General features: G+C 34.4%; 25 protein-coding genes. 19 read left to right on the forward strand and 6 right to left on the reverse strand.

The annotated features are described in order from the left end of the window. Positions 1 to 147 precede the first annotated feature (147 nt). Together IR022_RS04795 and IR022_RS04800 are read left to right on the forward strand one after the other, a co-directional pair. The gene (locus IR022_RS04795) at positions 148 to 1,317 is read left to right on the forward strand and encodes a MalY/PatB family protein (RefSeq protein WP_194202831.1); all 1,170 of its coding nucleotides are present in this window, start codon (positions 148 to 150) and stop codon (positions 1,315 to 1,317) included. A 120-nt stretch (positions 1,318 to 1,437) separates the two neighbouring features. Next, positions 1,438 to 2,058, forward strand: coding sequence for a peptidylprolyl isomerase (locus IR022_RS04800; protein WP_050711209.1), 621 nt, complete (start codon positions 1,438 to 1,440; stop codon positions 2,056 to 2,058). Positions 2,059 to 2,173: 115 nt separating this feature from the next. Here IR022_RS04800 and IR022_RS04805 read toward each other — a convergent pair whose 3' ends face one another. After that, entirely contained in the window at positions 2,174 to 3,646 is a 1,473-nt protein-coding gene (locus tag IR022_RS04805) for a DUF3943 domain-containing protein (RefSeq protein ID WP_050711210.1), read from the reverse strand. Between the two features lie 235 nt (positions 3,647 to 3,881). Between IR022_RS04805 and IR022_RS04810 the strand changes: the two genes are divergently transcribed. The 17 genes from IR022_RS04810 (at position 3,882) to IR022_RS04890 (ending at position 21,596) form a co-directional block, all read left to right on the forward strand. Beyond that, entirely contained in the window at positions 3,882 to 4,724 is an 843-nt protein-coding gene (locus IR022_RS04810; RefSeq protein ID WP_194202832.1) for a TerC family protein, read from the forward strand. 120 nt (positions 4,725 to 4,844) lie between these two features. Continuing rightward, complete coding sequence (locus IR022_RS04815) at positions 4,845 to 6,593, forward strand: phospho-sugar mutase (protein WP_050709940.1); 1,749 nt, start codon at positions 4,845 to 4,847, stop codon at positions 6,591 to 6,593. 185 nt (positions 6,594 to 6,778) lie between these two features. Further along, entirely contained in the window at positions 6,779 to 7,513 is a 735-nt protein-coding gene (locus IR022_RS04820) for a lysophospholipid acyltransferase family protein (RefSeq protein WP_194202833.1), read from the forward strand. A gap of 98 nt (positions 7,514 to 7,611) precedes the next feature. After that, positions 7,612 to 9,105, forward strand: a complete 1,494-nt coding sequence (locus tag IR022_RS04825) for an arylsulfatase (RefSeq protein ID WP_194202834.1) — start codon at positions 7,612 to 7,614, stop codon at positions 9,103 to 9,105. A 174-nt stretch (positions 9,106 to 9,279) separates the two neighbouring features. Beyond that, positions 9,280 to 10,302, forward strand: a complete 1,023-nt coding sequence (gene fbp, locus IR022_RS04830) for a class 1 fructose-bisphosphatase (protein ID WP_050711196.1) — start codon at positions 9,280 to 9,282, stop codon at positions 10,300 to 10,302. A gap of 344 nt (positions 10,303 to 10,646) precedes the next feature. After that, positions 10,647 to 11,840, forward strand: a complete 1,194-nt coding sequence (trpB, locus tag IR022_RS04835) for a tryptophan synthase subunit beta (protein ID WP_194202835.1) — start codon at positions 10,647 to 10,649, stop codon at positions 11,838 to 11,840. Further along, positions 11,837 to 13,243, forward strand: a complete 1,407-nt coding sequence (locus IR022_RS04840) for an anthranilate synthase component I family protein (protein WP_194202836.1) — start codon at positions 11,837 to 11,839, stop codon at positions 13,241 to 13,243. The genes trpB and IR022_RS04840 overlap by 4 nt, the downstream gene beginning before the upstream one ends. 60 nt (positions 13,244 to 13,303) lie before the next feature. Beyond that, complete coding sequence (locus tag IR022_RS04845; RefSeq protein WP_050708381.1) at positions 13,304 to 13,870, forward strand: anthranilate synthase component II; 567 nt, start codon at positions 13,304 to 13,306, stop codon at positions 13,868 to 13,870. Between the two features lie 49 nt (positions 13,871 to 13,919). Beyond that, on the forward strand, positions 13,920 to 15,278 hold the full coding sequence (locus IR022_RS04850) for a TrpB-like pyridoxal phosphate-dependent enzyme (protein WP_050708380.1): 1,359 nt from the start codon (positions 13,920 to 13,922) through the stop codon (positions 15,276 to 15,278). A gap of 4 nt (positions 15,279 to 15,282) precedes the next feature. Then, positions 15,283 to 16,281: an anthranilate phosphoribosyltransferase gene (gene trpD / locus IR022_RS04855; RefSeq protein ID WP_050708379.1), complete on the forward strand. Its 999-nt coding sequence runs from the start codon at positions 15,283 to 15,285 to the stop codon at positions 16,279 to 16,281. A 24-nt stretch (positions 16,282 to 16,305) separates the two neighbouring features. Beyond that, the gene (locus IR022_RS04860) at positions 16,306 to 16,596 is read left to right on the forward strand and encodes a chorismate mutase (protein ID WP_194202837.1); all 291 of its coding nucleotides are present in this window, start codon (positions 16,306 to 16,308) and stop codon (positions 16,594 to 16,596) included. Positions 16,597 to 16,598: 2 nt separating this feature from the next. Then, complete coding sequence (locus IR022_RS04865) at positions 16,599 to 17,390, forward strand: class I SAM-dependent methyltransferase (RefSeq protein WP_194202838.1); 792 nt, start codon at positions 16,599 to 16,601, stop codon at positions 17,388 to 17,390. A 14-nt stretch (positions 17,391 to 17,404) separates the two neighbouring features. Beyond that, positions 17,405 to 18,187 carry an indole-3-glycerol phosphate synthase TrpC gene (gene trpC, locus IR022_RS04870; RefSeq protein WP_194202839.1) on the forward strand — a complete coding sequence of 261 codons (783 nt, stop codon included), beginning with the start codon at positions 17,405 to 17,407 and terminating at the stop codon, positions 18,185 to 18,187. After that, positions 18,184 to 18,813 (forward strand): phosphoribosylanthranilate isomerase, encoded by a 630-nt coding sequence (locus IR022_RS04875; protein ID WP_194202840.1) that lies wholly within the window; start codon positions 18,184 to 18,186, stop codon positions 18,811 to 18,813. The genes trpC and IR022_RS04875 overlap by 4 nt, the downstream gene beginning before the upstream one ends. Beyond that, complete coding sequence (gene trpA, locus IR022_RS04880; RefSeq protein WP_194202841.1) at positions 18,806 to 19,579, forward strand: tryptophan synthase subunit alpha; 774 nt, start codon at positions 18,806 to 18,808, stop codon at positions 19,577 to 19,579. Before IR022_RS04875 ends, trpA begins: the two co-directional genes overlap by 8 nt. Before the next feature lie 132 nt (positions 19,580 to 19,711). After that, entirely contained in the window at positions 19,712 to 20,878 is a 1,167-nt protein-coding gene (locus IR022_RS04885) for a sulfatase-like hydrolase/transferase (protein ID WP_194202842.1), read from the forward strand. A 202-nt stretch (positions 20,879 to 21,080) separates the two neighbouring features. Next, positions 21,081 to 21,596, forward strand: a complete 516-nt coding sequence (locus tag IR022_RS04890) for a DUF4625 domain-containing protein (protein ID WP_194202843.1) — start codon at positions 21,081 to 21,083, stop codon at positions 21,594 to 21,596. A 7-nt stretch (positions 21,597 to 21,603) separates the two neighbouring features. Here the strand turns inward: IR022_RS04890 and IR022_RS04895 are convergent, their stop codons facing one another. From IR022_RS04895 to IR022_RS04915, 5 genes are all read right to left on the reverse strand, one after another. Then, positions 21,604 to 22,818: a hypothetical protein gene (locus tag IR022_RS04895; protein ID WP_194202844.1), complete on the reverse strand. Its 1,215-nt coding sequence runs from the start codon at positions 22,816 to 22,818 to the stop codon at positions 21,604 to 21,606. Then, positions 22,808 to 23,590, reverse strand: a complete 783-nt coding sequence (gene proC, locus IR022_RS04900) for a pyrroline-5-carboxylate reductase (protein ID WP_050708372.1) — start codon at positions 23,588 to 23,590, stop codon at positions 22,808 to 22,810. The genes IR022_RS04895 and proC overlap by 11 nt, the downstream gene beginning before the upstream one ends. An 87-nt stretch (positions 23,591 to 23,677) precedes the next feature. Next, positions 23,678 to 24,277: an IMPACT family protein gene (locus tag IR022_RS04905; protein ID WP_194202845.1), complete on the reverse strand. Its 600-nt coding sequence runs from the start codon at positions 24,275 to 24,277 to the stop codon at positions 23,678 to 23,680. Further along, on the reverse strand, positions 24,278 to 25,207 hold the full coding sequence (locus IR022_RS04910; RefSeq protein ID WP_194202846.1) for an RluA family pseudouridine synthase: 930 nt from the start codon (positions 25,205 to 25,207) through the stop codon (positions 24,278 to 24,280). It lies immediately after the preceding gene. An 88-nt stretch (positions 25,208 to 25,295) separates the two neighbouring features. Beyond that, the gene (locus IR022_RS04915) at positions 25,296 to 25,736 is read right to left on the reverse strand and encodes a DUF4348 domain-containing protein (protein WP_194202847.1); all 441 of its coding nucleotides are present in this window, start codon (positions 25,734 to 25,736) and stop codon (positions 25,296 to 25,298) included. Between the last annotated feature and the right edge of the window lie 19 nt (positions 25,737 to 25,755).

The raw sequence follows: 25,755 nt of genomic DNA on the forward strand, positions 1-25,755 counted from the left end.
TCTTGTTTTATCTATTAATCTTCGTTTATTAATAAAATATCCCTCTTTATTTTACTATCTTTGTGGCTAATTTAAATTATAAACAGGCACTCAAGAGAGATAGTCTTATTATAATATTTACAATACCAAAATTGACCAATTCTGAAAATGGGGAAGTATAATTTTGATCAAATCATAGATCGCAGAGGAACTAATGCTCTAAAAATAGACGTTTTAAAAGAAAGATATGGTAGTGAAGATCTAATACCTTTATGGGTTGCAGATATGGATTTTTTATCGCCTCCAGCGGTTACCGAAGCTATTATAGAACGTGCGAAACATGGTTTGTTTGGTTATACATGTCCTTCTCAAGAATATTACAACTCGATTATTAATTGGGTGAAAAGAAGTCACGATTGGACTTTAGATCAACAATGGATAACCTTTATACCTGGTATTGTAAAAGGAATTGCTTTTGTAATAGATTGCTTTTCAACTAAAGAAGATCATGTAATAATACAGCCTCCTGTATATCATCCATTCAGAATTATACCAAGCCTACACCAGAGGAAAGTTGTTGATAATCCTTTAGTGTTAGAGGCTGGACAATATAAGATGGATTTATCTGATTTGAAGAAAAGAATAGATACTTCGTCCAAAATATTAATACTTTGTAATCCTCACAATCCGGGAGGTAGAGTTTGGACTAAAGAAGAACTAGCCGATTTGGCAGAAGTATGTTATGACAATGACATACTTGTTATATCGGACGAAATTCATTCAGACATGGCTTTTGAGAACAATAAACATGTTCCGTTTGCTTCTGTTTCGGAAAAGGCAGCTCAAAATAGTATAACGTTTATGGCTCCAAGCAAAACCTTCAATATTGCAGGTATTGTGAGTTCATATTCAATTATTCCAAATGAAAAGATAAGAACCAAATTTAACAATTATCTAAAGAGTAGCGAATTAGAAGAAGGTCACATTTTTGCTTATCTGGCAGCTCAGGCAGCATACGAAAAAGGAGAAGAATGGCTAATTGAAGCTAAAGACTATATTTGGGGAAATATTCAATTTGTTGATCAATTTCTAAAAACAAATATCCCTCAAATAAAAGCTATGATACCTGAGGCATCATTCCTAGTATGGCTTGATTGTAGAGAATTGGATTTGACTCAAAAAGATTTAGTATCACTATTTGTAAAAGATGCTAAATTGGCATTAAATGATGGTATGATGTTTGGCAAAGGAGGAGAGGGCTTTATGCGCTTAAATGTCGGATCACCTAGATCGGTAATCGAAAAAGCTCTAAATAACTTAAAAGCTGCAATTAAATAATAAATAAAACAGAACGCATTCAACAAAAGGGCATGATTCTTGTTATGTATTCTGAGAAGACTAAAAATAGCCCGGAGTAAAATTGGGCGATTGAATATTAAGTAATATAAAATAATCAAAATGAAAATTTCACCTAATAAATTTGTTTCGCTATCTTATGACTTGAATGTTGGCGAAGGTGACGAAAAAGAGTTAATGGAAAAAGCAACTCCTGAGCAACCACTTGAGTTTATTTTTGGAACAAATTCTATGCTTGAAGCTTTTGAAAAAAATGTAGACGGTTTGGCTGAAGGAGATTCTTTCGACTTCATTCTTACTCCTGATCAAGCATATGGAGAATATGACGATGAGCATTTAGTAGATTTACCTAAAAATATATTTGAGGTTGATGGAAAAATGGACGAAAGCGTAGTATTTGAAGGAAATACTATTCCAATGATGGATTCAAATGGCAACAGACTTAACGGATCAGTAGTATCTGTTAGCGACGATGTTGTTAAAATGGACTTTAACCACCCTCTAGCTGGTGAAACATTACACTTTACAGGTAATGTATTGTCAATAAGAGAAGCATCAGCTGAAGAAATTGCAGCATTATTTGCACCTCAAGGTGGAGGATGCGGATCAGGTTGTGGTTGTGGTAGTTCAGATGATTCTGAAGGATGCGGATCAGGCTGCGGTTGTGGAAGCTCAGACGAGTCTGAAGGTTCTTCATGCGGATCTGGCTGTGGATGTCACTAATCTAAAGTATAGATAAATATACAAAAAGGACAGACTTTTATAAGTCTGTCCTTTTTATTTTGTATTGACTCTTTTAGAGTTTCTACTGTGGCCCCAATTCTCAATTAAATTTATATTAGAATTTGTATGTTAGCATCAGTCGTCCTTCTGCTGTTACTGAGTACACATCATTGTAATATTTGTAATGGGTAGAACGCCTATATCCCGTTGCAGTTCCTGTTAAATGTATCTTATCTCTCAATTTGAGATCAACCCGAAAGGTAGTTAGATTAAATGTTGCATTCGAATTATCCCCTTGTGCATTCAGGTGTTCATAATCTACATTTTCGAGGTCTGTTCCTTTGGCATAACCTTTCCATGTAAATAACCTGTAGCCTTCATATAACCACGATACACCAACTTTATCTTTATATGAAATATTGATTCCCGTTTTCCAACCAAAGCCACTTCCAAGGTTGTAGTTTCTGTTCGACACCCTATAGTGGTCACTCAAGCTTGCACCTAATATAATTCCATTAAGATGGACATATGAGTTAAAATTCCAATCAGCAAAACGTTTACTCTTATGTATAAGTCCCACACCTACAGTTGCAGGAGCTGCCAGTTTATATGGTATTTCATTAGATTTTTTCGAAATAGTATCTGAATCATAATAATCAAAATGTTGGTAAATACCTATTCCTAAATAATCCTTTGAAGAATCAACCAATTGACTAGCCCAAAGACGTCCGATAATATTTATTTGCCCCAACATGGGTTGAGATTCTTGTATATTCAAATTGGCTTGTATCGTAAAATAGTCAAAAGGCTTGGTACTTTCGTCTTCGTAACGATCTCCATATTCAACACTAACAGTAGTTGTAAAACCAATCCCTTTATCTAAGATTTCATCTTGTAATTCTAATACCCTGACTCCTGCTGATATCTCTGCGCTAATCTCAGGAATACCAAACTGACGACCCGAGGTCGATCTTTTTTTCCATGCATCTCCATTTATTATTCTGGTAAGTCCTCTGGATGGAGATATAAGGAAACCGAAGAATTCGCGTCTAAACCTTTCTCCTCCTTTTTTACGATCATCATATACCAAATCGGAAGCTCTATAAAGTACCTCTCCTAAAGCCATACCTCCAATTGGAGTAGCAATTATATCATTAGTTGAAGGGGGTTCATTTTCTAGAAATAGCTCCCACATGGCACTTCCTCCTAAAGCGAACGCACCTGATTCCCAATAGTTAAAACCTCTAGACCGAGCTGAATTATAGTATAAACTACCATGATATGGATGCAGAAACATATTTGTTCCAATTTGATCGTTATCCCAGTAGAATCCTTTTTTCAAATTGTTACTTATAGAATTAAAGCCTATATATGCAAAATCTTCTTTCATTATATAACGATCGAATGCCCAAATAGACATATTAAGTGTGAAGATTTGAGCAGCTGCTCCCCAACCCTTCTTTTTTGAATAATATTGCAAATCTAGAGAATCTGCAGGGATAGATTTTGTAGTTTTATGTCGTAATAAATGTTGGGAATAAACACTAAATGGTGCTAATAGAGCTATTATGAGTATATATTTCTTCATCAAGAATAGAAACTTTAATTTTAAATAGGCTTTGTGTGCATAGCGAAAAGAAGTTGCAAAGATACTTTTGTTTTTGGAGATAAGAAACCTTACTCTATTTTATTCTTTGGGTAAATACAATCATCAAAGGATGTTATCTGAAAATATAGAGACGATTCACTTTTAATGACAACCAATACCTATTGATATATATAATAAATTAAATTTGTATCAAATTTATAAATAGACTTTACTTATGGAGATATTAGAAACGTTTTTGCTTCCTTCCGCATGGATCGCTTTACTAACCCTAACTTTTCTCGAAATAGTATTAGGTGTTGATAATATTGTCTTCTTGTCAATAATGTCATCTAAATTACCTCCGGAGCAACAGCCCAGAGCCAGAACTATTGGTTTGAGTTGTGCCATGCTCTTTAGAATATTACTATTGTTTTGTATTTCATGGCTAATGAAATTGACTCAACCTATTATATCTATTGATACATCCTGGTTTGATGGCTCTGTTTCGGGACAGAGCTTAATTGTATTTTTCGGAGGTCTGTTTCTCTTATATAAAAGTGTGACAGAAATACATCACAAACTAGAGGGAATGGAAGAGCATGGACGAGAAGCCAAGAAAACCAGCTTTATTTCTGTTGTAGTTCAAATTATAGCTCTTGATATTGTTTTTTCTTTTGATAGTGTTCTAACTGCTGTTGGTTTAGTTAGTTTTAATGAATTTGGTTATGTAGGAGCCATGTCTATTATGGTTACTGCTGTAGTTATTTCAGTAGTTATTATGCTACTATTTTCGGGTCCAGTAAGTCGCTTTGTAAATACACACCCGACTATTCAGATATTGGGACTTTCTTTCCTTATTCTGATAGGGGTGATGCTACTCGTAGAAGCTGCTCATTTATCTCAAATCTCTATATTTGGTTCTGTTGTCGGAGAAATACCAAAAGGGTACATTTATTTTGCAATAGCATTTTCTTTATTGGTAGAATTCTTCAATATGAAGCTAAGAAAACGATCAAAACCAGTTCAATTAAAAGATTCTGAATTGGTGGATAATAAAAATAAAGAAAACAATAAGTAATTTTTCATTGAATCTATTTTAGGAAAAGAGTGCTATTTGTAAATTAGTTTGATTGTCGGTCAATCTACTTTTATTATATTTGTGTTTAAGAAATAACAAAATAAAATACATATAAGTATTATGGAAAACAAAGAACTGCTAAAGCAAGTTACCTCTAAAGCTAATATCTGGTTAGCAGGGGATTATGATGCCGAAACGAAAACCGAGATTAAGCGTATGCTTGATAATGCAGATAAAACCGAATTAATGGAATCTTTCTATAAAGATTTAGAATTTGGTACGGGTGGTCTTCGTGGAATTATGGGAGTAGGTACCAATCGTATCAATAAGTACACCATTGGTGCTGCCACACAAGGACTATCAAATTACTTATTAAAGCAATTTTCGCATCTGGAACAAATAAAAGTTGTTATTGGATATGATTGCCGTAACAATAGTAAATATTTCGGACAGGTTGTTGCTGATATATTCTCGGCTAATGGGATAAAAGTTTATCTTTTTGAAAACTTGAGACCTACACCCGAAGTTTCATTCGCAATACGTACTTTAGGTTGCCAAAGTGGTGTTATTCTTACAGCATCGCACAATCCAAAAGAGTATAATGGATATAAAGCTTATTGGGATGATGGAGCACAAGTAACACCTCCTCACGATAAAAACATCATTGAAGAAGTTAATAGTATTAGCTCAGTTGCTGAGATTAAATTTGCAGGAAATCCAGCTTTGATCGAGTCTTTGGGCGAGGATATGGATAATAAATTCATTGAATCTCTTAAAGCAATATTATTGTCTCCCGAATCCATTAAGCGTCATGGAAATATAGGTATAGTATATACACCTATCCATGGAACAGGTGGTCAGATTGTACCTAAAGCTTTGAAAGCATACGGTTTTACCAATATAATACACGTACCCGAACAAGATGTAGTTGATGGCAATTTCCCTACAGTAGTTTCTCCTAACCCCGAAGAGCCTGCTGCTATGGCAATGGCTGTAAAGAAAGGTATTGAAACGGGTGCAGAATTGGTATTTGCAACTGACCCCGATGCTGACCGCTTTGGTGCAGGTGTGCGTGATACAAACGGAGATTTCATTCTATTGAATGGTAATCAAACAATGATTATCCTTATATATTATCTTGTTACCCGTTGGAAAGAACTTGGCAAATTGACAGGTACTGAATATACTGTACGTACTATTGTAACAAGTGAACTGACTCAGGTTATTTCTGAAAAAAATGGTGTAGAGATGTTCGAATGCTTTACCGGTTTCAAATGGATTGCATCTGTAATGCGTCAATTGGAAGGCAAACGCAAATATATCGGTGGAGGCGAAGAAAGCTATGGTTTCTTAGCAGAAGACTTTATTCGTGATAAGGATTCTGTTTCGGCTGCTGCTCTATTTGCTGAAATAGCTGCATGGTGTAAAGATAATGGCAGAACTATCTATGAAATGCTTCAGGATATTTATGTAGAATATGGTTTTTCTAAAGAAAAAGGTATTTCTGTTGTGAAGAAAGGAATGTCTGGAGCACAAGAAATCCAATCTATGATGGATAATTTCCGTAACAATCCATTAGAAGAGATTGCTGGATCTAAAGTTACTCTAGTTAAAGATTTCGAGATCTTAGAAGTTAAAGATCTTAGAACCGGCAAAATTTCGAAATTAGACATGCCAGCTACATCTAATGTGCTTCAGTATTTTACAGAAGATAAGACTAAGGTTTCAATTCGTCCTTCGGGAACTGAACCTAAGATAAAATTCTATATTGAAGTAGTTGACAAATTACCATCTCGTGCAGATTTTGCAAAAGTAGATGCTGCAACAGAGGCTAAAGTAGAACAAATATGTAAAGATCTGGGTATCTAATAGAATATCTCAGTTTAAATATAAACGAGAATTGTAATTATATACAGTTCTCGTTTCTTGCTTACTACTAAATTCAGAAGCGGAACTTAACTCACATACACCAAAACTTTATCATTTCATTTAAAACAGTTATATTTGAAACTAATTAACGAGTCTAAAGACCCTTTTTTATTGACAATACTTCTATGATACGTATTTTATATCTTATATATCAATGGGTTATTTTTGTACCATTGTTAATTCTCTCTACTACTTGGTGTACCCTAACAATAATAATAGGCTCTACTTTGGGCAATAATAAATTCTGGGGGTATTATCCGGGAGTTATTTGGGGACGATTTGTATGTGTAGCTGCCTTATTACGTATTAAGGTAAATCGTAAAGTAGTTTTAGATAAAAAACAGTCTTATATATTTGTAGCAAATCATCAAGGAGCTTTCGATATATTTTTGGTATATGGCTATCTAGGTCATAATTTTAAATGGCTGATGAAACAAAGCCTAAAAAAAATGCCCCTAGTAGGACTTGCATCTGCAAAGGCTGGTCATGTATTTGTAGATCAATCGACCAGAAAAGGCATTGTAGAAACGATGAAGAATACAAGAGATACACTTAAAGAAGGTATGTCGACAGTTGTTTTCCCCGAAGGACACCGCACTCCTGACGGCAATATGGCAGAATTCAAGAAAGGAGCTTTTCAGACAGCTTTAAGCTTAAAGTTACCCATTGTTCCGATGACTATTGATGGTGCTTATAAAGTGCTTCCTATCCACTCCTGGCGCATGTCTCCATCCGCTATTTCTCTCACATTCCACGAACCTATCGAAACAGCTAATCTTACCTCAGATGATCTTCCTGAGTTAATGAAAAAAGTACATTCTATTATAGAATCAAGCTTATTATCAAAAGGAAATAGTTAAATCTATAAAGTGTTTTACTACTTCATTCTATTTTCGATACCTTTGATCTGATTATTATAAGCTCTTTTAGGGCTTAAACCTTAATTTGTCATAGTATTATGAAAGCATTAAAACTAATATCCTTTACATTAGTTGGATTGGTCATACCCTCAAAGCACAAGGCGCAAGACCAACAAAAGCCTCATTTAATTTTAATAATGACCGATCAGCAACGTTCTGATTGTGTGGGGGCCATGGGGAATCCTTATATCTCAACTCCACATATGGATGCGTTAGCCGAGGATGGCGCATTATTTATGAATGGTTATTCATCCTTACCCAGTAGCACGCCTGCACGAGCTAGTTTATTGACGGGTAATGCTCCCTGGAAACATGGAATGTTAGGATATTATAAGGTCGCACCAAAGTATCCGAATGAAATGCCTCAAATGTTACGTGATGCAGGTTACTTTACTTTTGGTATAGGAAAAATGCATTGGACTCCCCAACGCAGCCTGCATGGTTTTTATGGAACTCTTCTGGATGAATCGGGACGTGTTGAATCTCCTGATTTTGTAAGTGATTACCGCCAATGGTTCGCAATGGAAGCTCCCGGACTTAATCCTGATTCTACAGGAATAGGATGGAATGCACATCAAGGGAAAGAGTATGCTTTAGAAGAACGTCTACATCCAACACAATGGACAGGTAATGAAGCTATCCGTTTTATTGAGAACTACAATCTGCAACAACCTATGTTCCTTAAGATATCTTTTGCCCGTCCACATAGCCCTTATGATCCTCCTAAGAAATATGCCGACATGTATAAAGATGTTGTAGCTCCCTATATTGGAAATTGGTGCCAATCGTTTGCTGATAGGAAGATGACACCTGATGCTCCGTTTGGAGACTTTGGACTTGAACATTCTCTGGAATCACGCCGATATTATTATGGTGCGGTTACTTTTGTTGATGACCAGATCGGACGGATTATTCAAAGCTTAAAAGACAAAGGTATCTATGATAATGCTCTAATTATATTTATCTCGGATCATGGAGACATGTTGGGAGATCATTATCACTGGCGTAAAACTTATGCCTACGAGGGTTCGTCTCATATCCCCTTTATTGTGAAGCCTCCTAAGAATATGAATCTCAAAAGGAATCAGAAAATAGATCAGGTTGTAGAGTTGAGAGATGTTCTACCCACATTCCTCGAAGCATCTCATATCGATAAACCTCTGGAAATGGATGGAATGTCAGTATTGTCTTTACTAAAAAATCAGAAAAATGCCTGGAGACCTTATATTGATTTAGAACATGCAACTATTTATGAAAATGATAATTATTGGGCGGCATTGACTGATGGAAAGATGAAATATATATGGTTTTTCCATACCGGAGAGGAGCAATTATTCAACTTAGAGAAAGATAGAGGAGAAACAGTAAACCTATCTAAAAATAAAAAATACAAGGCTAATCTAGACAAATGGCGTAATTCGATGATTGAACATTTGAGCGAAAGAGGGGAGCCTTATATTAAAGATGGTAAACTTAATGTATTTAAAGAAACCATTTTGACTAGCCCTAATTATCCGACGAAAAACCAATAAAGTTTTCATGTAATTGATTACGTTATAAATCTCTGTATAATTGACTATTATGGATAAATAATATTCTATAAATATATTTACTGCTACTTAACATATTATCTTCTCAGAACTATTTTCGAATTAAAGCATTATATATATCAATAGTATTTATATAATTACAAAGCACATAAGCCTATGAAAAGTAATACCAGAAAAACTTTGGATGAGTTTATTATTGAAAGACAAGACGACTTTCAATATTCAACAGGAGAATTATCTCGCCTTCTTAACTCTATACTATTAGCAGCTAGAGTAGTAAGCTACAAAGTAAGAAAAGCCGGTCTAATAGACATTATTGGTGCAGTAGGAACTACAAATATACAGGGTGAAGATCAGCAGAAGCTCGATTTGTATGCTCATAATGTATTTGTGGAAACACTAGTCAACCGAGAAATTGTTTGCGGAATAGCATCTGAGGAAAATGATAATTTTATAACTATTCAAGGGTTAGATCAATCTCATAATAACAAGTATGTTGTTTTGATGGATCCTCTTGATGGATCTTCAAATATTGATGTTAATGTTTCGGTGGGAACTATTTTTTCTGTTTATCATCGTATTTCACCCGTTGGTACACCCGTTACTATGGAAGACTTTCTACAACCGGGAGTAAATCAGGCCGCAGCAGGATATATCCTTTATGGAACTTCTACAATGATTGTTTACACAACAGGTGCAGGTGTGAATGGTTTCACTCTAAACTCTGCTATTGGCAGTTTTTATTTGTCACATCCTAATATGAGATGTCCTGAGGATGGTAATGTATATTCGGTGAACGAAGGTAATTATGTACATTTTCCGCAAGGGATTAAAAACTATATAAAGTATTGTCAGGAAGAAAAGGAGAACCGCCCTTATACATCACGCTACATAGGAAGTTTAGTTTCTGACTGTCATCGTAATCTCATTAGGGGAGGGGTATACCTATATCCATCTACTTTGAAAACACCTAAAGGTAAGCTACGTCTATTGTATGAGTGTAACCCTATGGCTTTTATTACAGAACAAGCCGGTGGGCGTGCCTCTGATGGTAAAAGACGTATTCTAGAACTAACGCCTACGGAACTTCATCAGCGTACACCTTTCTATTGTGGAAGTAAAAGTATGGTAGACAAGATAGAAGAATTTATTGCAAACGAAGAAGAAAAGACAGAGTAAGGAACCGTTTGTTGTTTTATTTCTAAGGAATAATAGACTCTTCTACTTACACTTACTAAAGCAATAGACGGAGATGATATCTTTAATAGTATTATTTTTTCAAAAATTATTTGAAATGGTTTGTTAATTATAATTTTTTTATAACTTTGCAAATATCATAATGAAATAAGAAATGAATTTTCAATTGACAAATACATATTGGTGGTGGTGCTTACAACTTCAAAAGTCGTGAGTCGGATCATTGTGTGTTAATCAATAGAAAATGATTAAATAATAAATGAAAACCTATCGTCCTCACGATAGGTTTTTTTTGTGAAAAATAGAAAACAATAATATAATATATAATGGGAAAATTTAATGTTGATTCTAACGGTTTTTATGGAGAATTTGGAGGTGCTTATATTCCTGAAATTCTTTATGATAATGTAGAAAACTTAAAGAAAGCATATTTGACAATACTTGATGATTCTACTTTTCAGAAAGAGTATCATGACTTGCTTCGCGATTATGTAGGAAGACCTTCACCTCTTTATCTGGCTAAAAGATTATCAGAGAAATACAACTGTAAAATATACTTGAAACGTGAAGACCTGAATCACACAGGAGCTCATAAAATAAACAATACTATTGGTCAAATACTTTTGGCTCGTAGAATGGGTAAAACTCGTATTATTGCTGAAACGGGAGCCGGACAGCATGGTGTAGCAACTGCAACTGTTTGTGCACTTATGAACATGGAATGTATTGTTTATATGGGAGCAACAGATGTAGAGCGTCAGAAACTGAATGTACAGAAAATGGAAATGCTTGGAGCAACTGTTGTACCTGTTACAAGTGGTAATATGACACTGAAAGATGCAACAAACGAAGCAATTAGAGATTGGTGTTGCAATCCTTCTGACACCTATTATATTATAGGTTCTACTGTTGGACCACACCCATATCCAGACATGGTTGCCCGTCTTCAATCAGTTATCAGTGAAGAGACGCGTAAACAATTGTTAGAAAAAGAAGGTAAAGAAACCCCCGATTATGTAATAGCTTGTGTAGGTGGTGGCAGTAACGCTGCAGGTATGACTTACCACTTTCTGGACGATGCTGATGTTAAGATTGTATTGGCTGAAGCTGCCGGTAAAGGTGTAAACTCGGGCGAATCTGCTGCAACCATTCATCTTGGTAAATTAGGTATTATTCATGGCAGTAAGACTCTTATAATGCAATCGGAAGATGGACAGATTGAAGAGCCTTATTCAATATCAGCCGGTCTCGATTATCCGGGTATTGGTCCGCTACATGCACACCTTGCAAGAACAGGAAGGTCGGAAGTATTAGCTGTAACCGATGATGAAGCCATTGCTGCTGCATTTGAGTTGACCGAACTAGAAGGTATTATTCCGGCTATTGAATCGGCTCATGCATTAGGAGTATTTGGTCAGAAAAAATTCAAGTCAGATGATGTAATTGTTCTTTGTCTTTCGGGACGTGGAGATAAGGATATGGAAACCTATATACGAATTAAAGAAGAATCTAAAAGATGAAAATAAAAATACAAACTCAAACTAAAAAGCTTCTTGCTGATATGCAAACGCCGGTAGGCATATATCTGAAAATTAGAGATGCTTATACAGAATCGGCATTACTTGAAAGTTCTGATTTCCATACAAATGAAAATAGCTTCTCCTTTGTTGGAGTTGACCCTATTGCCAGATTTAAGGTAGAGGATAGAAGTATTACAAAACAATACCCGTCAGGAGAAATAATAGAAAAACCTTTATTAGAATCTGATCAATTAACTTCTGTTTTCAAGCAGTTTATACAAGAATTTGATGTGAAAGGAGAAAATCCTACGGGAACCAATGGTTTCTTTGGATATACCTCTTACGATGCTATTCACCACTTTGAAGATGTTGATTCGGTTAATTTCAAATTGGATAATGCCAATATTCCTGAATTTTATTACATTTTATATCGTTTTATTATTGTCATCAATCATTTAAAAAATGAATTGACAATCGTTGAAAATGTTGTTGAAGGAGATACTTCTCGAACGGAAGAACTGGAAGCCATATTAATGAATAATAATATAGCAACTTACAATTTCGAAAGCATCGGTAACGAGTGTTCTTATATAACAGATGAAGAGCATATCGAAATGATTAAAAAAGGAATTGCACACTGTAAACGAGGTGATGTATTTCAGATTGTATTATCACGTTGCTTTACTCAAAAATTCAAAGGAGATGAATTCAATGTATACAGAGCATTACGCTCAATAAACCCTTCTCCATATTTATTCTTCTTCGATTTTGGCTCATTCCGAGTATTTGGTTCTTCTCCCGAAACTCACTGTAAAGTGACAAAAGGAAAAGCTTATATTGATCCTATTGCAGGAACTTATTTCCGTACGGGTGATGATGAGAAAGATCGTATATTGTCAGAAAACCTATTGAAAGACGAAAAAGAAAATGCAGAGCATGTGATGCTGGTTGACCTAGCTCGTAACGATCTCAGTCGCAACTGCCACGATGTAAAAGTTGATTTTTATAAAAATGTACAGTTCTATTCTCATGTAATCCACTTAGTATCTCGTGTAAGTGGAACAATAGATAAAGATGTTGATAGCATAAAAGTATTTGCTGATACGTTTCCGGCAGGAACCTTATCGGGAGCACCCAAAGTAAGAGCAATGCAATTGATCCGAGATATTGAAAAATCGATGCGAGGAGTTTATGGTGGTTGTATCGGATATATCGGATTCAATGGCGATCTAAATCAAGCAATAACTATCCGTACATTCCTTAGTAAAAACAATACACTTTATTATCAAGCGGGTGGGGGAATCGTAGCGAAATCTACTCCCGAAACCGAAGTTATGGAAGTGAAAAATAAACTGGGAGCTTTAAAAAAAGCTGTAGATTTTGCTGTAACAATAAAGAACTAGGTCGCAGACTATAAGTAAACCACTGTAATAAATAGGTCTGAGACCTTAATACTAAATTTTATGAAAATATTAATTTTTGATAATTACGACTCATTTACATATAATCTGGTTCATCTTGTAAAACAGCTTGGATATACAGATGTAGATGTTGTTCGAAATGATAAAATAGCATTAGCTGATATCTCTAAATACGATAAAATTATTTTATCTCCCGGTCCTGGTGTTCCATCAGAAGCAGGTCTTCTACTCCCTTTAATTAAAGAATATGCAGCCATTAAACCTATTTTAGGCGTATGCCTGGGTCATCAAGCAATAGGTGAAGCATTTGGTGCTAATCTTGTTAATTTAGAAGATGTATATCACGGAATAACCACAAGTACCACTATTATTGAAAATGATTATATTTTCGATAGTCTTGATAAAGAGATAGAGGTCGGACGTTATCATTCGTGGATTGTTGATGCTAAAGACCTTCCAACATGTTTTGTCGTTACTGCTACTGACAGCGATGGACAGATTATGGCAATGAAACATAAAGAATATGATGTGCATGGTGTACAGTTTCACCCAGAATCAGTATTGACTCCTGAAGGAGCAGTAATAGTAAAGAATTTTTTATCAAAATAAGTATAAACCTATTAAGCTAAAGTCTAGTATTATTTTAAATAAGTCAATTATTATGTCGAAAAAAATACTTTTAAGTGAGAACGAGATTCCTAAACAATGGTATAATATTGTAGCTGATATGGTAAACAAACCTTTACCTCCATTAAATCCGGCTACAAAAGAAGTTTTAAGTGCAGAAGACTTGGAACCTATATTTGCCAAAGAACTTATACAGCAAGAAATGTCTCAAGATAGATGGATTGATATTCCCGAAGAAGTGAGAGAGTTGTATAAAATATGGAGACCTACACCATTAGTAAGAGCTACTGGACTGGAAAAAGCTTTGGGAACACCAGCTCACATCTATTTTAAGAATGAGAGTGTAAGCCCTATCGGCTCACATAAATTGAATTCGGCATTGCCTCAGGCATACTATAATAAGAAACAAGGAATTAAGCGTTTGACTACCGAAACAGGAGCTGGACAATGGGGAGCTGCATTAAGTTTTGCATCTAGCGTATTCAAATTGGATCTGGAAGTATATATGGTAAAAGTTAGCTATGAGCAAAAGCCATATAGAAGAATGATGATGCAAACTTGGGGAGCCAATGTTATTGCTTCACCCAGTAATAAAACAGAATCGGGACGGAGTATATTGGCTAAAGACCCCAATAACTCAGGCAGTTTAGGTATTGCTATTTCTGAAGCAGTAGAAATGGCAGCAAAAGATCCAGATACTCGCTACACCTTAGGTAGTGTATTGAATCATGTTTCATTACATCAGACTGTTATAGGATTAGAAAGCGAAAAACAAATGGACATTGCAGGAGAATATCCTGATATAGTTGTAGGTTGCTTTGGTGGAGGGTCTAACTTTTCAGGAATTAGTTTCCCTTTCCTACGTCACAAAATAGTGGATGGAAAAAGCATTCGCATCATTGCAGCAGAGCCTGCTTCTTGTCCCAAATTATCGAGAGGTAAATTTGAGTATGACTTTGGTGACTCCGTTGGTCTAACTCCACTTTTACCGATGTACACACTTGGACATGATTTTCAACCAGCTGATATTCATGCAGGAGGATTGAGATACCATGGTGCAGGAACAATTGTAAGTCAACTTCGCAAAGATGGATTAATTGAAGTGCAAGCTATTCCTCAATTAGAAACATTTGAAGCCGGTCAGCTTTTTGCAAATACAGAAGGAATTATTCCTGCTCCCGAATCTACTCATGCCATTGCAACAGTAATACGTGAAGCTCTTAAAGCTAAAGAAGAAGGTGTTCAAAAAAATATATTATTCTGTCTATCAGGACATGGATTAATTGATATGACAGCTTACGATCAGTATTTATCAGGAAATATGTCGAACTATAAGCTGACAGATGAAGAAATCAGCAAGACGACAGATAGCCTAGAAAAATTAGTATAAAACGATGAAACAAGTATTAAATAGATTATTCAACCATCAGCAACTGAGTCGTGCTGAATCGAAAGATATACTGACTCGTATGTCGATGGGCGAATACAACGAATCTCAGATTGCAGCATTTATAAGTGTTTATCTGATGCGTAGCATAAGTATAGATGAGTTTCTCGGTTTTACCGATGCATTACTCGAACTATGTGCAGATGTTACTCCATTAGCTGCTTATAATCCAATAGATATTGTAGGTACAGGCGGTGATAATAAAAATACATTCAATATCTCTACATTATCGTGCTTCACCGTAGCCGCTTCCGGATACAAAGTTGCAAAACATGGAAATTATGGTGCAACATCTGTAAGTGGTGCATCAACAGTAATGGAACAACATGGTGTTAAATTCACCAATGATGTAAGTAAATTAGAAAAGTCTCTGGCTGAGACTAATATTGCCTATTTACATGCACCCTTGTTTAATAATGCACTGAAAGAGGTTGCTCCCGTCCGTAAAGCTTTAGGTGTGCGTACATTTTTCAATATGCTTGGACCTGTAGCAAACCCTATTCGTCCCAAGAGAAGCGTATTAGGAGTTTTCAACCTAAAGATGGCTCGTATGTATTATTATATGTATCAGCAAACCGATGTTGATTATGCAATTGTACATGGCTTGGATGGGTATGACGAAATATCTCTTACTGGTGATTTTAAAGTTATAAACAGAAATTCTGAAAGTATCTATTCTCCCGAACTACTGGGTTTTGAAAGATGTTCAGAACTTGATCTTGATGGAGGTAAAACTCCCGAAGATGCATCTGCTATTTTCGATAACATTATTAATAATACAGCTACACAAGCACAAAAGAATGCAGTAATAGCTAATTCGGCAATAGGTATTCAAACTATCGATCCTAATCTGTCAATACAAGAATGTGTTGCTCAGGCGACAGAAGCCATAGATAGTGGTAAAGTAAAAGCTATCTTTAAAAGATTTTTAGAACTGAATTCTTAGTTAGATTATAATATCTTGTTTATTATGAAAGTAATTACTTGTGAGTCATTAGATGAAGTTCGCGAAAATATCGACCGTATTGATAAAGATCTAATCCGCTTAATGGCCGAACGAAGTATCTTTGTCAATCAGGCAGCTAAATTTAAGAAGACCGAAGCCGATGTTGAAGCTCCCAAAAGAGTAGAACAAATAATAACCAAAGTTCGCAGTTTGGCTAATGAGGTAAATCTTAATCCGGATATTGCAGAGTCTGTATATCGAACAATGATTACTGCCTTTATTGAGCAAGAGAAATCAAAACTAAAAGAAGAATAAAAATGAGTGACTATATAGAGATAAATAAAAATGCTTGGAATAAAAAAACAGATATACATATTAAATCTGAATTTTATGATAACGAAGCATTTCTGAAAGGCAAAAGCTCTTTGAAAAATATTGAGCTAGATCTATTAGGTGATATCAGAGGCAAATCAATATTACATCTACAATGTCATTTTGGGCAAGACAGTATTTCGCTGAGCCGGAGGGGTGCGATAGTAACAGGTATTGATCTATCAGATAAAGCTATTGAAACAGCAAAGCTATTAGCTCAACAAACAAATGTAGATACAGAATTTATCTGCTGCGATATATTTGATCTACCTAATTATCTGGATAAACAATTTGATATTGTTTTTACCAGCTATGGTGTAATAGGTTGGCTTCCTGACTTAGATAAGTGGGCTGCTATAGTATCGAAATATCTAAAACCTTCCGGTCGATTTGTATTTGTAGAGTTTCATCCTTTCATCTGGATGTTTGACTATGATTTTAAGACTATTGCTTATAATTATTTCAATTCAGGAGAAATTGTTGAAGCTAATGAAGGCTCGTATGCCGATAGAGATGCAGAGATAGAATATTCGACCGTAAACTGGAATCATAGTACTAGCGAAGTTCTAAATAGTTTGATAAAGAATAATATAGAAATTAAATCATTTAATGAGTATGATTATTCTCCATACAATTGCTTTAATCACACAATAAAAATCGATACGGATAAATATCAAATTGATAGTTTTGGAAATAAAGTTCCTATTACCTTTTCCGTTGAAGGAATTAAAAAATAAACGACATTTAGATTATGACTAATATTTTAGATAAAATAGTTGCTAATAAGCGTATTGAGGTAGAGCAACAAAAGAAAGAAGTTAGCATTGACCAATTGATAAAGCAAATTGGTACAGCCAATAAACAAGGTTTGTTTAAGCAATCTTTAATAAATTCTTCAACAGGAATTATTACAGAATTCAAAAGACGCTCACCTTCAAGAGGCTGGATTTTCGAAAATGCAAAAGTAGAAGAAGTTATACCTTTATATTCTGGAGGAGGAGCAAGTGCTATTTCTGTTCTGACAGATACTGTTTTTTTTGGAGGCACTTTTTCTGATTTAACAATGGCAAGCTCTTTAACCAAGACTCCTTTACTTCGTAAAGATTTTATGGTAGACGAGTATCAATTTTATCAGGCTGCTGCAATGGGAGCCAGTGCAGTCTTATTAATTGCATCTTCTCTTACTATTCAAGAGACTAAGCAATTTGCTGTAAAAGCAAAAGAACTAGGTTTAGATGTGTTACTTGAAGTTCATAATGAAGCTGAACTCGGACATATAAACGAATATGTAGATGTTGTAGGTGTAAATAATCGCAATCTAGGTACATTCGTTACTGATGTGCAAGCATCATTTGACTTGGTAGATAAAATACCAAATGAGTTTGTAAAAATATCCGAAAGCGGAATTTCATCTCCTCAAACAGTACTTGATCTTCGCGAAGTAGGATATAAAGGATTCCTTATGGGCGAGAACTTTATGAAAACAGATAATCCGGGCGAAGCCTTAGCTAACTTTATTAAAGAGTTATCATGAAGATTAAAGTCTGTGGGATGAAGAATCCTGAAAATATTTTGGCGTTAGCAAAATTACCTATTGATTATATGGGTTTGATATTTTATCCTAAATCGCCTAGATATATTCAGAGTTTAGATTCTAACATATTAAATATCTTACCCGATAACATTGATAGAGTAGGAGTCTTTGTGAATGAGAACATCGAATCAGTATTAGAACAGATTAATAAGTATAAACTTTCTGTGGTTCAACTACACGGAAGTGAAGCTATTGAATATTGCTACGCACTAAGAGCAGAATATCCAAATCTCACACTAATAAAAGCATTCAATATTTCTGAGGAAGCAGACTTCTTATCTACCAAAGAATATGAAAATGTTTGTGATTTTCTCTTATTTGACACAAAAACTTCACAACATGGAGGTTCGGGTATAAAATTTGATTGGAGTATTCTCAATCAATATAAAGGTAAGCTTCCATTTTTCCTTAGTGGAGGTATTTCGGTCGAAGATGTAAAAGCAATTAAAAGCATCTCACACCCTCAATTATATGCTCTGGATCTAAACAGTAAATTTGAATTAGAACCAGGTTTGAAAAATATAGATCTTTTAGAACAATTTATAAATCAATTGAAAAATGAATAGAATAAAACAACTTTTTGAAGCGAAACAAAAAAATATACTATCTATATATTTTACAGCAGGTTTCCCTAATCTGAATGATACTGTTAATGTTATAAAAGAGTTGGAGGCAAATAATATAGACTTAATAGAAATAGGCATTCCTTTTTCAGATCCTATGGCTGATGGTCCTACGATTCAAGCAAGCGGAACTATTGCTCTAAGAAATGGAATGACCTTATCTAAGCTATTCGACCAATTAAAAGATATTCGCAAAGAAGTATCAATACCTCTGATCTTGATGGGATATTTAAATCCAATCATGAGATATGGGTTCGAGACTTTCTGTAAAAAGTGCCAAGAAGTAGGCATAGATGGAGCTATTATTCCTGATCTTCCTTTCGATGATTACCTAAAAGAATATAAGCCTGTTGCTGATAAATACAACATAAAAGTAGTAATGCTAATAACACCTGAAACATCAGATGAGCGAATTCGTCTTATTGATGAACATACTGACGGTTTCATTTATATGGTATCTTCTGCAGCTACTACAGGAGCTCAAAAAAGCTTTGATGATAGTAAACAAGCTTATTTCAAGAGAATAAATGGAATGAATTTAAAGAATCCTCGCTTAATAGGTTTCGGTATTTCAAACAAAGCCACTTTAGAGGCTGCACAAGCAAATGCAAGTGGAGCTATCATAGGTAGCAAATTTATTACACTCTTACAGGATTCCTCTAATATAAAAGAAGCTGTTTCTGACCTTATAGAATGTTTAAAAGAATAGAGTATCTTTGACGTCTTATATTAAAGCTAACTGCAGTTAAGTTATATGAAGAGTGTTTTATATCGGTATTTTTTCAGTGTTTTTGATTGTGTTTGGAAATATAAGTATTCTATAATTTGTTTTTTCCTGTTTATGTATATTGCTCATAAACAGGGAGCTAATTGGATGCATTCTTCTATTAACAGTTTCCTGTTATTACTGATCTATAATATATTATCGAAAGTAAAATATGGAAAGATACTGGTAATATTGCTTACTTTCATTCTCTGCTTCGACATAACTTTTACAGTCTTATACAGATCGCCTATATCTTTGGGAGTGATGGCATCTATACTCGAAACCACTTGGGTAGAGAGTTATTCTATGCTGAAAGGTTTCTGGCATATTGCACTCATTAGCTTGTTTTTATTACTACTATTTATATTTAAATCACAGAAAGAGCTAAAGGAATCAATTTTAAATAAGAAAAAATCTTTTCTTATTTTTATCATTAGCTCCTGCTTACTTTTCACCTATCTCTACCAAACAGATATTAAAGGGAATGAGATAGAACGATATAACTTAAAAACACTCCCGTTGTTAACTGTTCAAAAAAGCATCTATCGACGTTTACCTCTCTTTTTTAATGACCTGATTGTATATCTCTGTTATCGGCAGGAAATGCGAGCAATGGAAAAGTTTATCCACGCAGAAAAAGAAATTCCTGATTTCTTAACCTTTAATGAAGCTGATGACCAACCAGAAAAAATCTTTTTAGTCATTGGCGAAAGTTCTCTAAGAGGAAGCTATTCTTTGTATGGATACTCATTGCTTACAACACCTTCTCTAGACAGTTTAAGTAAATTAGAAAATATAGAGTTCACTTATCATGATGCAATTGCAGTAGCACCTTTAACACGCGAAGCAATCCGATTATCGTTATCCTTTGCAACGCCTAACTATGGAATGCCCTTTTTTACAAAAAAGAATATCATAGACTTAGCTAATGAAGTAGGTTATGAAACAATATGGATCTCAAACCAAGATAAGTTAGGTATTTATGATAATAACATCGGATATATTGCAAGTTGTGCCTCTGATTCGTATTTTTTAGAAAGTAAAAGCCGGGATGATCTGGAGTTAATAAAAGTTCTGGAATCAAAACTAGTAAAAGGAAAAAAACAATTTATTGTTTTACACATGTATGGAAGTCACTCGTGGTATGGTGATAGAAATGATGATATAGATAAAGCTGCATTGACTAATGAAATGAATAATGATCCGACAGTATTGCTAAAAAATATATTACACCTAGTCTGAATGCCATAAATACAAGTAATTCAATCTTTATCTTATCTGAATTTTTAGGATACAATGTATTAGAAAATAGAGTGAAAGATGCTATAAAGGAAGGTGAATATATATATGATGTTGATGGTTCTGCATATTTATATGAGACAATGCCTAGACATAATTAAATGAATTTCTTTATATTTGTTCTCTCTCATAATAAAGGTAAATAATGACTCGCAATATATCTCTTCTTATATTAATTGTAGTTTTAGCAGTTGGCACAAATCTGTTTTTTTCATGCTCTAAAATTGATACAGATAATACTTTTCCAACAATAAAACTTCTGAAACCACTTAATAACGATACTCTATTTATCTATATGGATACAGATACAATATTACCTATATTTAGCGCTACTTTAAGTGATGATGAAGGACTATCATCTTATACTTTTAGAATAAGACATCTTAGAGACAGTATTAAAGATGTGCCGGGAGATACAACTGCTTATTTTTATAAGAATTATCAGGTATCGTCTATATTCGGGAAGAAAGATACTACAATTACGCATCCGTTTCAGATTGATTCAATTGTTTCGGTGACCGATACAAATAAAAATATCAACCGTCGTCATATATGGCAAGGTGTATATCAACTAGATGCATCTGTTATGGATACGTATGGAAACATTACTACTCTAGATTCCATTAACGTTGTTATTGTAAAAACTAAGTATAAGAAATAATAAGCTTTTAGTTTTTAACCAGCACATAGGCTCTGTATTTTGTTTTATCATTTACAGGACATAAAGATAAATATCCGGATTTTATTTTACCATTCGTAAATAAAGCCGGGTATTCTTTTTTCATTTGATTATCTCTATTTACTTGTTCTCCTTCTTGAGAGGTAAAGTCCATGTAAAATGAGCCTTCGGATCCTGGTTCTAAATATTTTTGACTAAAACGAAGAGCTAATAATCCCATATTATCTCTGACATTTATTTCGATGCAAGGATGCAGCTTATAGGCATTATCTTCATCTTTATAAATCATCATATCTACCCCTATACAACCTGAATAGAATCCTTTGAATTTATTTTTCAAGATTCTTAATAAGCTATTCTTGACCTCTTCTAATAACTGATTTGGGATAAATTCGAGGATCTTATTTATTATATTCTTTTGGTTACCAATATAATTTCCGAGATAGCCTCCTTTAGAATTTGTCTCGAATAAAGAATATCCTTCAAAACGGATCTCATTATTATCTAAAATAAATTCCATCGCAAAATCGAGCTGCTTATTCAGAGCTTTTTCTATTGAAACTATTTCCTGCTTATTTAAAATACCTTGTAATATTTGACGCTCGGTTTGAGTTAAGCCTCCCACAGGTAACCATAACAAACCTCTACCGGAAGAAGAGTAGGGCGCTTTTGCTAAAAACTGATAGTCTGCATTTCTTACAATATCTTCTATTTCATCTAAGCTACTATAAAAACTGGATATAATATCAGTTGAAATAGATGATATTTCACAACACAATTCTCTCAAACATTCTTTAGCTGTTTCTCTACTTGACAATAGACGCAATTCGTCTTTCCATTGAGGCAGATTAAAATGTAAATGGTATTTAGAATTAATTTTCTCAAAATAATTAATCGACTGTGGAGATAATCCCCATAAATGAACCTCTGTTAATGAACGGTTCATTTTATCAGAAATAATTCCTTTTGGGAGTGGTAGCAAATTCTTAGATAAATATTCCTCGAAATCAAAAGGTAGTTCCGATTGAACTAAAACATAATCCTCGGCATCAGCATACCAAGCAACCAAATAGGCCAAATCGTGTTGAAGATTGACCATATTAGCGGGTGCTGTATAATAAGGCGATAAAGTTAGTACTGCGCCCTCATGTCCAGGATTGAAATAATAAAGTTGTGGTTTTCTTTCAGTTTTATCACTTAACATAACTAGCTTTCAACCCTTTGATCACAGCAGAAGTAAACCCTGCATTTTCCATTTCGTTCAGTCCTTTAATCGTTACTCCTCCGGGAGTAGTTACCTTGTCTATTTCAACTTCGGGATGACTATTGTTGGCCTCTAACAAATTAGCAGCACCTCGTAAGGTCTGAATAACGGCTTCCTTTGACTGATCGGCTCTTAATCCCATTTCTATACCACCTTCCATTGCAGCACGTATGTAACGGAAAGCAAAAGCTATTCCACATGAAGCAAGCGATGTAGCAGCAGCAAATAATTTTTCATCAATAAACTCGACCTTACCTAATTCGCTGAATATTTTGAGAATCAATTCGTCATTTTCTTTATTAGTGTCATGAGAAGCTACAAAGCTCATACTTTCTTTAATTGCAATAGCCGTATTAGGCATTACTCTATATATAGCAGAATCATTAAGAATCCATTCTGAAAGCTGATTTAAAGAAATACCAGATGCAATAGAAATTATAATTTGATATGGGTTAAATACTTTTCGGTGTTTCTCTAATACTTCTTGAATGTACCAAGGCTTAACAGCCAAGACTATAATATCAGTTTCAGATAATGAAGAGTAATCATTTATAACAGCATTTATACCCTTATTATATGTTTTAATAGTGTCAATATTTCTTTGATTACGATCTATAACCGTAATATCTTGTGGATTAAATATCTTGCCACTTGCAAGTCCGGCAGCAATAGCTCCTCCCATATTACCACCACCTATAATTGTTATCTTCATGACTATAATGTATTTATGAGTTTAATATATCGAGTAGTGAGAAATTATTGTTCTTATACATTCTTTGTTCTAAAAAGACCTGAGAGCTTAATCTTCTTTTGGAAAATGTAAGCTTTCTACTTTTTCTAATCTGGATATAAGCTGATCATACAATCCTTTTCGGATACGCAGAGACATAGAGCAATCCATATCATATTGTTGGCCTAGAATAGTTGGCTCTAAGTCCTTTACAATTTTCATAACATCATTCATAAAAGGATATTCGAATTGAAAGCTTATATCTATATCAACAGTCTTTTCTATTATTTCCGCAGCAGCGATAGCTTCAATAGCAGCTTCTTTATAAGCACTTATTAATCCACTAGTTCCTAATTTAACACCTCCAAAATAACGAATCACTATGATAAGAATATCTGTGAGTTCATTCGAATTGATTTGCCCTAATATGGGCTTGCCTGCTGTTCCCGAAGGTTCACCATCGTCATTTGCTCTAAATTCGTTCCCCTCAGCACCAAGCATGTATGCCCAACAAACATGTCGGGCATCATAATATTCTTTTCTGTATTTCTCAACTTCGACTTTTACATCATCTACAGTTTGCACAGGAATGGCAAAAGAAATAAATTTACTTTTCTTCTCAGTAAACAATCCTTTAGCTGTTTCTTTGACTGTTTTAAATGTATCCATTTACTCCTCTGATACTTCTTTCTTTTTGGGTTGAATTGCATCTACCATTACTTGCATCTTCTTTGGAAGAGGTGATGACAATTGTATTTTTTGTTTTGTTTTTGGATGCACAAATTCCAATTCATCGGCGTGTAGAGCGATTCGACGTAATGGGCTTATTTTCGATCCGTATTTCTTATCTCCAACAATAGGATGTCCTATAAATTGAAGTTGTACGCGCAATTGATTCTTACGCGAAGTAGTAGGAGTCAATCTTATTACCGAATATCTGCTATTAGCTTTAAGAGTTTCGTATTCAGTAACAGCCTCTAAACCTCCGTTGTCTGTCTTAGACGCAAATACTACAAAGTTTTTGTTCTCAGTAAGCCATGAGGTTATAGTACCTTTTTCGGGAACGAGAGGACCTTCGATTACTCCTAAGTAAGAACGTTTCAGTGGATTCAATATCCATGTATGTTGCAATTCTTCTTGTATCTCTGGACTTTTGGCAAATACCATTAATCCCGAAGTTTCTCTGTCAAGACGGAATAATACATATGCTCTTTCTTTAGCATTCTTACCTTTTACATATTCATTGATGATATTATATGCTGTTTCCTTTAGCAATTCTCTGCCTGTTGAAACAGATAGTAATCCTGAATCTTTATCTACAACAATAAGATCCTTATCTTCATAAATAATAGTAAGCCCCTTTAGTTTCTTCTGATCCATTTTGTGATCATGTTTATGTATAGAAACTGTGTCTCCAGCTTTTAGCTCATGATTATGTTGCGATACGACCTTGTTGTTTACTCTTATTTGTTTGTGAACCAAAAGAGACTTTGTCGCATTTCTACTTTTTCGTACGTTACTATCCACTAAGAAATTAAGTAACTCGGCATTCTCTGTTACCTTTATTTCTAACAATAGTGTATTCTGCTTTTCTTTCATATATTTTTTATTCTCTCACAAAGGTATGATTTTTTATAGAGTTTTGTATTTGTATAGCACTAATAGAATGAAGATTGTGTACGATTAATCATAAAAAGATACTTTTATAATATATCAAATACCATTTCCCTTTTATTTGCTTATACTTTAAGAGTATATCAGTATCCGAATTTTCAATATAAATCCGATGAGTAACTATGTTTGGCGTTTTTGTAACCTTTACTTTATAAACGTTTCTGTCTACCTGATCGATAGGCACTTTCATTGGAACCCACTGCTGTTCCTCTATACTCTTTAGGTTTCTTTCAGGTTCCGAGATATCGCATTTTAAGGGAAACATAACTCTTGATTTTTGAAATTTAATATCTGACATAAATTTCGAATAAAAAGTATCAAAGTTCTCCCCCTTACTTTTACTTGTTCCTTCGATTTTAGATTTTCTATTTTCTTGACCTTGCTTTGTTTTACAGCCGAAAAGAAAAATACAGCTTACAATAATTATAGCCAATAAGCTAATACGATTCTTCATATAATAAATATTTATTTGA

Origin of the sequence: Dysgonomonas sp. GY617 (assembly GCF_015233815.1) — a bacterium.
Lineage (GTDB): Bacteria > Bacteroidota > Bacteroidia > Bacteroidales > Dysgonomonadaceae > Dysgonomonas_A.

What these genes read in the sequence shown, in the direction of transcription:
- IR022_RS04825 (WP_194202834.1), top strand. Translation starts at nt 7,612, where the DNA reads ATGAAAGCATTAAAACTAATATCCTTTACATTAGTTGGATTGGTCATA.
- IR022_RS04805 (WP_050711210.1), bottom strand. Translation starts at nt 3,646, where the DNA reads ATGAAGAAATATATACTCATAATAGCTCTATTAGCACCATTTAGTGTT.
- proC (WP_050708372.1), bottom strand. Translation starts at nt 23,590, where the DNA reads ATGAAGATAACAATTATAGGTGGTGGTAATATGGGAGGAGCTATTGCT.
- IR022_RS04795 (WP_194202831.1), top strand. Translation starts at nt 148, where the DNA reads ATGGGGAAGTATAATTTTGATCAAATCATAGATCGCAGAGGAACTAAT.
- IR022_RS04840 (WP_194202836.1), top strand. Translation starts at nt 11,837, where the DNA reads ATGAAAATAAAAATACAAACTCAAACTAAAAAGCTTCTTGCTGATATG.
- IR022_RS04875 (WP_194202840.1), top strand. Translation starts at nt 18,184, where the DNA reads ATGAAGATTAAAGTCTGTGGGATGAAGAATCCTGAAAATATTTTGGCG.
- IR022_RS04905 (WP_194202845.1), bottom strand. Translation starts at nt 24,277, where the DNA reads ATGGATACATTTAAAACAGTCAAAGAAACAGCTAAAGGATTGTTTACT.
- IR022_RS04865 (WP_194202838.1), top strand. Translation starts at nt 16,599, where the DNA reads ATGAGTGACTATATAGAGATAAATAAAAATGCTTGGAATAAAAAAACA.
- trpA (WP_194202841.1), top strand. Translation starts at nt 18,806, where the DNA reads ATGAATAGAATAAAACAACTTTTTGAAGCGAAACAAAAAAATATACTA.
- trpC (WP_194202839.1), top strand. Translation starts at nt 17,405, where the DNA reads ATGACTAATATTTTAGATAAAATAGTTGCTAATAAGCGTATTGAGGTA.
- IR022_RS04800 (WP_050711209.1), top strand. Translation starts at nt 1,438, where the DNA reads ATGAAAATTTCACCTAATAAATTTGTTTCGCTATCTTATGACTTGAAT.
- IR022_RS04845 (WP_050708381.1), top strand. Translation starts at nt 13,304, where the DNA reads ATGAAAATATTAATTTTTGATAATTACGACTCATTTACATATAATCTG.
- fbp (WP_050711196.1), top strand. Translation starts at nt 9,280, where the DNA reads ATGAAAAGTAATACCAGAAAAACTTTGGATGAGTTTATTATTGAAAGA.
- IR022_RS04895 (WP_194202844.1), bottom strand. Translation starts at nt 22,818, where the DNA reads ATGTTAAGTGATAAAACTGAAAGAAAACCACAACTTTATTATTTCAAT.
- IR022_RS04820 (WP_194202833.1), top strand. Translation starts at nt 6,779, where the DNA reads ATGATACGTATTTTATATCTTATATATCAATGGGTTATTTTTGTACCA.
- IR022_RS04890 (WP_194202843.1), top strand. Translation starts at nt 21,081, where the DNA reads ATGACTCGCAATATATCTCTTCTTATATTAATTGTAGTTTTAGCAGTT.
- trpB (WP_194202835.1), top strand. Translation starts at nt 10,647, where the DNA reads ATGGGAAAATTTAATGTTGATTCTAACGGTTTTTATGGAGAATTTGGA.
- IR022_RS04860 (WP_194202837.1), top strand. Translation starts at nt 16,306, where the DNA reads ATGAAAGTAATTACTTGTGAGTCATTAGATGAAGTTCGCGAAAATATC.
- IR022_RS04885 (WP_194202842.1), top strand. Translation starts at nt 19,712, where the DNA reads ATGTATATTGCTCATAAACAGGGAGCTAATTGGATGCATTCTTCTATT.
- trpD (WP_050708379.1), top strand. Translation starts at nt 15,283, where the DNA reads ATGAAACAAGTATTAAATAGATTATTCAACCATCAGCAACTGAGTCGT.
- IR022_RS04910 (WP_194202846.1), bottom strand. Translation starts at nt 25,207, where the DNA reads ATGAAAGAAAAGCAGAATACACTATTGTTAGAAATAAAGGTAACAGAG.
- IR022_RS04915 (WP_194202847.1), bottom strand. Translation starts at nt 25,736, where the DNA reads ATGAAGAATCGTATTAGCTTATTGGCTATAATTATTGTAAGCTGTATT.
- IR022_RS04815 (WP_050709940.1), top strand. Translation starts at nt 4,845, where the DNA reads ATGGAAAACAAAGAACTGCTAAAGCAAGTTACCTCTAAAGCTAATATC.
- IR022_RS04810 (WP_194202832.1), top strand. Translation starts at nt 3,882, where the DNA reads ATGGAGATATTAGAAACGTTTTTGCTTCCTTCCGCATGGATCGCTTTA.